Below are 8,743 nucleotides of genomic sequence, written 5' to 3' on the forward strand. Positions count from 1 at the left end.
TTATTTCCCCCTTATTGTTGTACCAATGGTTTCACCAAGAACAACCCTTTTTATGTTTCCTTCCTCAGTTATCGAGAATACAATTAATGGTATATCGTTATCCATACATAGCGAAGACGCAGTGGAATCCATTACTCCGAGTCCGGCATTTAACATTTCAAGATAGGAAAGAATTTCATATTTTTCGGCATCTTTATTTACTTTTGGGTCATCCGTATATACGCCATCGACATTATTTTTTGCCATTAAAATTACTTCTGCTTCAATCTCAGCCGCACGTAAAGCTGCTGTTGTATCCGTTGAAAAGTAAGGATTCCCGGTTCCCGCAGCAAAGATCACAACACGTTTTTTCTCCAAATGGCGAATTGCTTTACGCCGTATATAAGGCTCAGCAACCTGACGCATCTCGATCGATGTTTGCACACGAGTTGGTATGCCAATATTTTCTAAGCTGTCTTGAAGTGCAAGAGAATTCATAATCGTTGCCAGCATCCCCATATAGTCAGCAGTTGCACGATCCATGCCCATTTCACTGCCAACCTTGCCACGCCAGATGTTTCCACCGCCAACAACAACGGCGACTTCAACACCTAACTCGGCGACTTCTTTTACTTGTGATGCTATAGATTGGATTACTGCCGGTTCAATACCATAGCCTTGTTTGCCACTTAATGCTTCACCGCTTAATTTTAATACTACTCGACGGTAACGTGCTGTTGTCATAGTAACCTCCATAGAAATTAGTTTGCCGGATTTGCTTTAAAGAGGATGTTCAAAAAGTCCGGTAAAAATGACATGTCCCTGCAAAAGGGGTATGCCGACGCCTGAGCGCAAGCCCGTTTTTAGTCGGCCTTCGTTTGAAGAACTCGTTGGCTTGTTTTTCCGCTCCTCATGTACCTTTTATGTACACTCCGGTGCTCAAAGCTACGCCGCCTAGAACTTCTCGGTCCTTTTTATCCTCCTTTTTGAACACACACTTAAAGTTATGAGAAAGGGAACAACAGCTGTGTCCCCTTTTAAAACCAATTGCACTAGCCCATTGGTTATTTTTTGATTTGGCTCATAACTTCTTCAGCAAAGTTTTCTTCCCGTTTTTCCATTCCTTCGCCAACTTCATAACGAACAAAAGTTTTAACGGTTGCACCTTTATCGGCAACATATTTTCCCACTTTTTGGTCTGGATCTTTAACAAAATCTTGTTCCAGCAAGCAAATTTCCTGGAAGAACTTTCCTAAACGACCTTCTACCATTTTTTCTACAATTTTTTCTGGTTTTCCTTCGTTTAATGCTTGTGATTTCAATACTTCTCGTTCGTGATCGACATCTGCTTTTGCGACATCATCACGGGAAACATAACGAGGGCTGACAGCAGCAGCATGCATGGCAATACCTTTTGCCACTGTTTCATCGTTTGTACCTTCCAACAGGGTTAACACACCAATGCGTCCGCCCATATGAAGGTAAGCGCCAAACACATCGTTATCTGTTTTTTCCAGCAGTGTAAAACGGCGCAAAGAAATTTTTTCACCAATTTTTGCAATGGCCGAGTTAATGTAAGTTTCCACTGTGTCACCTTCGCCATGTAACTTTTGTTGTAATGCTTCCTCAACAGCTGCCGGTTTTGCTTCAACAATATGTTTTCCAAGTTCAGCTAGCAGCTGTTTAAACTGGTCGTTTTTTGTTACAAAGTCTGTTTCACAGTTCACTTCCAATAGAGCTGCTGTATTTCCATCCATTGCGATGTATGTCGAGCCTTCAGCAGCAATACGGTCAGCTTTTTTGGCAGCTTTGGAAATCCCTTTTTCACGTAAATAGTCGATTGCTTTATCGATGTCACCATCAGTTTCCTGGAGTGCTTTTTTACAATCCATCATACCTGCACCCGTTTTTTCACGAAGTTCTTTAACCATTTTTGCAGAAATTGCCATGTTACATCCTCCTTATAACGTTATCTTCCTGAAATATTTCCTATTCTCTAAAAAAGGTGATAAAAGGCTTATCCTCTTATCACCTGTCCTTTTTAAAAAATTATTCCTCGATTGTGTCTGCAGTTTCTTCTACTTTTACGTTTTCTTCTGCTTCCACTTCGCCGATTTCTTCAACTTCTTCTCCTTGTTTTACTTCAAGGACAGCGTCAGCCATTTTTGACGTTAGCAGTTTAACTGCGCGGATTGCATCATCATTTGCCGGAATGACATGATCAATTTCATCCGGATCACAGTTCGTATCAACAATCCCGATGATCGGAATGTTCAATTTGTGCGCTTCAGCAATAGCAATTCGTTCTTTACGAGGGTCAATAACAAACATTGCATCTGGAAGCTTGTTCATTTCCTTAATACCGCCAAGGAATTTCACCAGACGGTCTTTTTCTTTCAACAGTCCAACTACTTCTTTTTTTGGAAGTACATCGAACGTTCCATCTTCTTCCATACGCTCAATATCTTTTAACCGGTTGATACGTTTACGGATTGTTTGGAAGTTGGTTAATGTACCACCTAACCAGCGTTGGTTAACATAGAACATGCCTGAACGTGTTGCTTCATCACGGACAGAATCCTGTGCTTGTTTTTTGGTACCGACGAACAGAATCGTTCCGCCATCTGCAACAAGATCTTTCACATATTTGTATGCTTCATCAACTTTTTTCACCGTTTTTTGTAAGTCGATGATGTAGATGCCGTTACGCTCTGTAAAGATATATTTTTTCATCTTTGGGTTCCAACGGCGAGTCTGATGGCCAAAATGCACACCAGCTTCAAGTAACTGCTTCATTGAAATTACTGACATTAAAATTACCTCCTATGGTTTTTTCCTCCGTTTGCATCCTCTTTGCACAAGGACCATCGCAAAAGTGGAAATGTTCGAACCAACCTCAGAATTCTTACATTCAACCTCTACTATGGCACCACTTTGGCAAATCAGCAAACGTGTGTGATAAAACATGATTACGTGTCGTTAACCATGACCTTACACCAAAAATAAATATATCATATGGTACCCAAGCAATCAAGCGTTAATATATGTTTTTTCATGAATTTTTATGGCAAGCTCGACCTCGGTTTTTCCACAATGAATTGTACTGGCAATATGTTCATAGGAAAATCCCTTTTTGTAAAGTTCAAGAATTCTTGCTTGCATCGATGTTTCAAAGGTATCATTGATATTTTTCAGAGCCACATCTGGTAACAGGATATTATCCTTCTCCTGATTTGTCTTTGTTTTCTGTTTCGTTTTCTTTTCAGCGGCAGGCTCTGTTGTACCAGTATTGGCAAATCTATCCTCTAACATACGGTTTTCCTGTTTGATTTCCTGTAAATAAGTTTCCAAAAGTTCCATTACGTCCTCTGTATTGTTTTGGTGTGAGGATTTCATCTGTTTTACGAGTTGATAGATGCAATTAGGGTAACGAGATGTAATATAAAACTAATGCTTCGTATGATCTGGTTGCACTCATTAAATCAACCCTCTCTTTTATTATTGATAAGATCTGGCAACCCTTGATAATAGAGTTGATTTTTCGCAAGTTTCGTCATTTCTTTCTCCATATCAACATTGTTATGATTATGGTTATATGATGTATGATGTTTCGATCCGTTTTTGACAAAATATCCTGAAAAATATTTAAAAACTCAAGTTCCCTATCTCTTTATGCCTATTTTCATGCCGTTATTTTCATTTTAAAGTTAATTTATCGGGTATGTATCCTTATTTTAAAAGGCTGAATACATATTTCGACAAAGATATGTTAAATCCACGATAAAAAGACCTAACAAATAACATGCTAGGTCTTTCGATTTAATGAACAATCTATGTTGTTCATGTTTTATTTCCTGGGCAAAAGTTCATATCTTATCTTGAACGTAACTTATCAAGTTCTACCAGGAATTTATCATTAAGGACTTTAATATATGTCCCTTTCATTCCTAATGAGCGTGATTCAATTACACCAGCACTTTCCAATTTACGTAGCGCATTAACAATAACCGATCTGGTAATTCCAACCCGGTCAGCAATCTTACTTGCTACAAGTAAACCTTCCTTGCCATTAAGTTCTTCAAAGATATGATCGATTGCTTCCAGTTCACTATAGGAAAGGGAACTGATGGCCATCTGAACTACTGCCTTACTTCTGGCCTCTGTTTCAATTTCTTCAGACTTCTCATGAAGAATTTCCATACCGACAACAGTGGCACCATATTCAGCCAGCAAAAGATCGTCATTGTTAAAACGATCACTTAATCTACTTAAAACGAGTGTTCCGAGACGATCACCACCGCCAACAATCGGTACAATCGTTGTTAAGCCATTTTGGAACAAGTCCTTATTCTCAACAGGGAATGCAGAGAACTGACTGTCAATATCCAGGTTTGATGTTGTTTCAGAAATTGCAAATAGCCCTTGCGTGTACTCTTCCGGAAATTGACGTTCCTCCAACATTGATTTCATTCGGTCGTTTTCAATTTCCTGGTTGATTGCAATTCCTAATAACTTACCACGCCTGCTTACGATAAATACGTTACTGTTGATCACATCCCGTAAAGTTGCAGACATGTCGTTGAAGTTTACCGGTTTTGCTCCAGCTTTCTGTAACATTGCATTGATTTTTCTTGCTCGATCTAAAAGTTCCATGATAATCCTCCATTCAATTGTTTGTATTACAATATAAATTGACTTAAATCTTTATCTTTTACAATCGTACTTAATTTTTTATCGACATATTCCTGGGTGATTTCGACAGTCTCCATCATCACTTCCGGCGCCTCAAATGACAGGTCTTCCAGGAGTTTTTCCAAAATTGTATGCAATCTGCGCGCTCCAATGTTATCCGTTTCCTGATTTACCTGGTAAGCAATTTCGGCAATCCTAATTACAGCATTGTCAGTAAATTCAACATTTATACCTTCTGTTTTTAATAATGCACGATATTGTTTCAAAAGTGCATTAGAAGGCTCTTGCAAAATACGCTGAAAATCCTCAACTGTTAATTTCTCCAGCTCCACCCGGATCGGGAATCTTCCTTGTAGTTCAGGAATCAGATCTGACGGTTTTGACATATGAAATGCCCCTGCAGCAATAAACAGCATATGATCGGTTTTTACGGGGCCATGTTTGGTCACAACGGTAGAACCTTCGACAATTGGCAAAATATCACGTTGTACGCCTTCTCGTGATACATTGGCGGAATTGTCCTGTTTGGCTGCTACCTTATCGATCTCATCAATAAACAGGATACCGGATTGTTCGGCACGTTCAATTGCTTCCTGTGCGGCTTCTTCCATATCTACGAGTTTCTGTGCTTCCTGCATGGTCAAAACATTTCTCGCTTCTGAAACCGGCAATTTTCGCTTCTTCTTTTTCTTTGGCATGAACTGCCCCAGCGCATCCTGCATGTTCATTCCCATTTGTTCCATTCCGGAGCCTTGCAGCATATCAAACATGGAAGGTGTTGGTTCTTCAATCTCTACTGTTACGATATGATCTTCCAACTCTCCCAAAGCGAGTTGATGCTCTATTCGTTTGCGTTTATTGTGTATTTCCTCGGTTTTATCCGTATCCTTTTCATCATCGTCATCCTCTGACCCGCCTGCAAACAGCATCTCGAACGGATTTTTCACCCCTGATTGTTTCTTGGCCTGGGGCATTAATAACTGAACAAGCTTCTTATTTGCTTCAACCTCAGCCTTGCCCTTTACCTCAGCCATTTTTTCTTCTTTTACCATCCTTACTGACATTTCTACCAAATCACGAACCATGGATTCCACATCACGGCCAACATAACCCACTTCGGTAAACTTTGTTGCTTCCACTTTGACAAACGGTGCCCCGACAAGTTTCGCCAGTCTTCTGGCAATTTCTGTTTTCCCAACCCCTGTTGGACCAATCATCAGGATATTTTTTGGTACAATTTCGTCTTTAATCGATTCATCGAGCTTCATGCGGCGATAACGATTTCGGAGTGCAACTGCAACCGACTTTTTAGCCTGACGCTGTCCGATGATATAGTTATTCAGCTGGTCAACAATTTGCTTAGGGGTTAAATCGATTCCCATAAAGCGGCCTCCTCATTAGTCAAGTACTTCCAATGTGATATGATCATTCGTATAAACGCATATTTCACCTGCAATTTCCAATGCCGACTGTGCGATTTCTTTAGCCGTCAGATTACTTGCATGTTTGCGTAATGCCCGACCGGCACTTAATGCATAATTACCGCCTGAGCCGATTGCCAGCATCCCATCGTCCGGTTCTATCACTTCTCCGGTACCTGAAAGCAAAAACATCTTCTCCTTATCCATGACAATCAGCATCGCTTCCAATTTGCGCAGTACCTTATCACTCCGCCATTCCTGAGCCAACTCCACGGCTGCACGCTGCAGATTTCCGTCAAATGTCTCCAGCTTTCCCTCGAATTTTTCATACAATGTAAACGCATCAGCGACAGATCCGGCAAATCCAGCCAATACTTGACCCTTGTATAATGTGCGAACTTTTTTGGCGTTATGTTTCATGACTACCGCATTCCCTAACGTTACTTGCCCATCACCACTCATCGCACATTGGCCATTATGGATGATAGCAAATATTGTTGTTGCATGCATCTCATGATTCACGATCATCACCTCTTGACTTTAATTTTCGTTCAGAAGCTCTAGGGTGGCTGTTCATATACACGTTACGCAACTGTTCCTTGGTAACGTGTGTATAAATCTGTGTCGTCGATAAATTTTCATGTCCTAACAGTTCCTGTACAGTACGAAGATCTGCCCCTGCGTTTAGCATATGTGTAGCAAAAGTATGCCTGAGTTTATGCGGGTGAATATTTACAGTTAACGCCGTTTTGTTCATCATTTTATCCAGAACAGTTCGGATGCCTCGCGTAGTTATCGGGGCTCCTCTAGCATTTAAAAAAATGCGATCGGTGTTTGTCTTCGCTTTGTCAAGAAGTACTATTCGCCCCTCGCTGATATACGTCTCCAACGCGATTTCGGCAAATCGCCCAAAAGGAATATAGCGTTCTTTTCGACCCTTGCCTTTGACAAATGCAGTCCCCAAAGAAAAGTCGATATCTTGTATTCGTAACTGCTGGCACTCGCTAACCCGCATTCCAGTTGCATAAAGCAACTCAAGCAGTGCCTGATTGCGTTGGCCCAATGGGTCTGTTGTATCATTGACTGCAAATAACTTTTCCAGTTCTTCTTCATACAAAAAATCCGGAATGGGTTTGGCTGCTTTTGGCAAGGAAACATGGATAAAGGGGTTATCTTCCACTTCCTCTTCACGATCCAAAAATTTATAAAACGTGCGCAAACCGGATATTATTCTGGACACAGATCGTCGGCTCAAATTGCTATCATACAGCATGGTTAGAAAAAGTCGTACAATTTGAGTATCGACGTCGCTCAGGTTATCTATTCCTTCGCGATGTAAAAATTGAAAAAACGTTTCCAGATCATTCAGATAATACTTCACAGTATATGGCGAGGCATTTTTCTCAATTTGCAAATACTCGACAAATGCCTCGCTACTTTCGGAAAACCTATTCAAAACTTCACCCTCTATCAAAAACGAAAAGCGCGAAATTGTTAGTCATACAAGCCCATGATTCCATCATTTCTGAACAGCGAATAAATCATATCATATAACATTCTGGAAAGCAATAGATTTAACAAAATAGCAGCAAGATTCTGAATTGAGCTTAGTCCTGCCTAATGAATCATAATCCTGGTTGATAGTACTGTCAAGTAATTTAGCTTACCAAGTGATAATTATAGCTGTTACGAATCGAATAGTCAACAAACAAGTATGAAAGACGCAAATTTACACTTATTTGCCACAAAATCAGCATTGAATGTAATCAGCTTGTCTTTTAAAACAGATGTAGTTTTTTTATTTTTTTCTTCGTTTCATCGGTGCCTAGTTCGTATAATTTGCGATAAATGGCAACCAGATACGCATCATAGTTATTTCGTTTCGCATCGACACCCCACTCATCAAATGGTTTCCCCAAAAATTTAACTGCATCATTTGCATTTTCACCTTTTTTTGTAAATAGAATTTCGATTTCTTCTACCTCTTCTGGTGTAGCATATATTTCATATTCAATACCGTTTTTAGGCAGCGAAACATCGCGGATTTCCCCCGTATCAACTGTTACAAAGTATGTTTTTCGTTCCATGGTTAGCCTCCCTTTATAAAAATGTTACCCTATTTCTCCGGGCTAAAACTTCTATATGGGAGTATTAAAAAAAGTTACCTAAATTGTCACATGTTTTAAACAGTAAACATGTCAGTTGCAAAAAAGTTTCCGCCATTATCTTGCCATTTTAAAAGTGCGTGTTCAAAAGGAGGATAAAAAGGACCGAGGTCGGCTAAGTTCGCAACGTCCTGTTGCAACGCCGGCACTAGCATGTCTGAGTGCGTCGAAGTTCTAGGCGGCGTAGCTTTGAGCACCGGAGTGTACGTAAGAGGTACATGAGGAGCGGAAAAGCAAGCCAACGAGTTCTTTAAATGAAGGCCGACTAAAAACGGGCTTGCGCTCAGGCGCTGGAGCCGGACGGGGCTCATCCGATTACAAAGTTATTCACAGCATTTAATATTTATAATTTCCTCACTAGCGTTGCATTAAAACCATTTCTGAAAGTCAATCATCTTGATTAGCTACCCGACTTAATCGGGTGAATATTCTGTCATATATTCCTTCTATAAAATTAAAAAAGAACAACGAGGGTTTAAAGGTAGC

Annotated in this window: 9 protein-coding genes; all 9 read right to left on the reverse strand. The window is 40.2% G+C overall.

The window, feature by feature from the left end; all coding sequences use genetic code 11:
* Complete coding sequence (gene pyrH, locus ABRT01_RS10920) at positions 1 to 723, reverse strand: UMP kinase (protein WP_269409239.1); 723 nt, start codon at positions 721 to 723, stop codon at positions 1 to 3.
* A 320-nt stretch (positions 724 to 1,043) separates the two neighbouring features.
* A complete protein-coding gene (tsf, locus tag ABRT01_RS10925) occupies positions 1,044 to 1,928 on the reverse strand; it encodes a translation elongation factor Ts (RefSeq protein WP_367747131.1) in 885 nt (294 codons plus the stop codon).
* A 100-nt stretch (positions 1,929 to 2,028) separates the two neighbouring features.
* A complete protein-coding gene (gene rpsB / locus ABRT01_RS10930; RefSeq protein ID WP_269409241.1) occupies positions 2,029 to 2,790 on the reverse strand; it encodes a 30S ribosomal protein S2 in 762 nt (253 codons plus the stop codon).
* Positions 2,791 to 3,009: 219 nt separating this feature from the next.
* A complete protein-coding gene (locus ABRT01_RS10935; protein WP_367747134.1) occupies positions 3,010 to 3,339 on the reverse strand; it encodes a DUF6115 domain-containing protein in 330 nt (109 codons plus the stop codon).
* A 513-nt stretch (positions 3,340 to 3,852) separates the two neighbouring features.
* Positions 3,853 to 4,632: a GTP-sensing pleiotropic transcriptional regulator CodY gene (codY, locus tag ABRT01_RS10945; protein ID WP_269409243.1), complete on the reverse strand. Its 780-nt coding sequence runs from the start codon at positions 4,630 to 4,632 to the stop codon at positions 3,853 to 3,855.
* Positions 4,633 to 4,658: 26 nt separating this feature from the next.
* Positions 4,659 to 6,053, reverse strand: coding sequence for an ATP-dependent protease ATPase subunit HslU (gene hslU / locus ABRT01_RS10950; RefSeq protein ID WP_367747137.1), 1,395 nt, complete (start codon positions 6,051 to 6,053; stop codon positions 4,659 to 4,661).
* A 15-nt stretch (positions 6,054 to 6,068) separates the two neighbouring features.
* Positions 6,069 to 6,614 (reverse strand): ATP-dependent protease subunit HslV, encoded by a 546-nt coding sequence (hslV, locus tag ABRT01_RS10955; RefSeq protein WP_269409245.1) that lies wholly within the window; start codon positions 6,612 to 6,614, stop codon positions 6,069 to 6,071.
* Positions 6,604 to 7,548, reverse strand: a complete 945-nt coding sequence (gene xerC, locus ABRT01_RS10960) for a tyrosine recombinase XerC (RefSeq protein WP_269409246.1) — start codon at positions 7,546 to 7,548, stop codon at positions 6,604 to 6,606. The genes hslV and xerC overlap by 11 nt, the downstream gene beginning before the upstream one ends.
* Positions 7,549 to 7,870: 322 nt before the next feature.
* Complete coding sequence (locus tag ABRT01_RS10965) at positions 7,871 to 8,179, reverse strand: hypothetical protein (RefSeq protein ID WP_269409247.1); 309 nt, start codon at positions 8,177 to 8,179, stop codon at positions 7,871 to 7,873.
* Positions 8,180 to 8,743 lie beyond the last annotated feature (564 nt).

Origin of the sequence: Lentibacillus sp. L22 (assembly GCF_040812445.1) — a bacterium.
Classification (GTDB): Bacteria; Bacillota; Bacilli; order Bacillales; family Amphibacillaceae; genus Lentibacillus_C; species Lentibacillus_C daqui.

Excerpts from the sequence above, each read along its gene's own strand:
- pyrH (WP_269409239.1), bottom strand. The coding sequence starts at position 723 with ATGACAACAGCACGTTACCGTCGAGTAGTATTAAAATTAAGCGGTGAA.
- tsf (WP_367747131.1), bottom strand. The coding sequence starts at position 1,928 with ATGGCAATTTCTGCAAAAATGGTTAAAGAACTTCGTGAAAAAACGGGT.
- rpsB (WP_269409241.1), bottom strand. The coding sequence starts at position 2,790 with ATGTCAGTAATTTCAATGAAGCAGTTACTTGAAGCTGGTGTGCATTTT.
- ABRT01_RS10935 (WP_367747134.1), bottom strand. The coding sequence starts at position 3,339 with ATGGAACTTTTGGAAACTTATTTACAGGAAATCAAACAGGAAAACCGT.
- codY (WP_269409243.1), bottom strand. The coding sequence starts at position 4,632 with ATGGAACTTTTAGATCGAGCAAGAAAAATCAATGCAATGTTACAGAAA.
- hslU (WP_367747137.1), bottom strand. The coding sequence starts at position 6,053 with ATGGGAATCGATTTAACCCCTAAGCAAATTGTTGACCAGCTGAATAAC.
- ABRT01_RS10965 (WP_269409247.1), bottom strand. The coding sequence starts at position 8,179 with ATGGAACGAAAAACATACTTTGTAACAGTTGATACGGGGGAAATCCGC.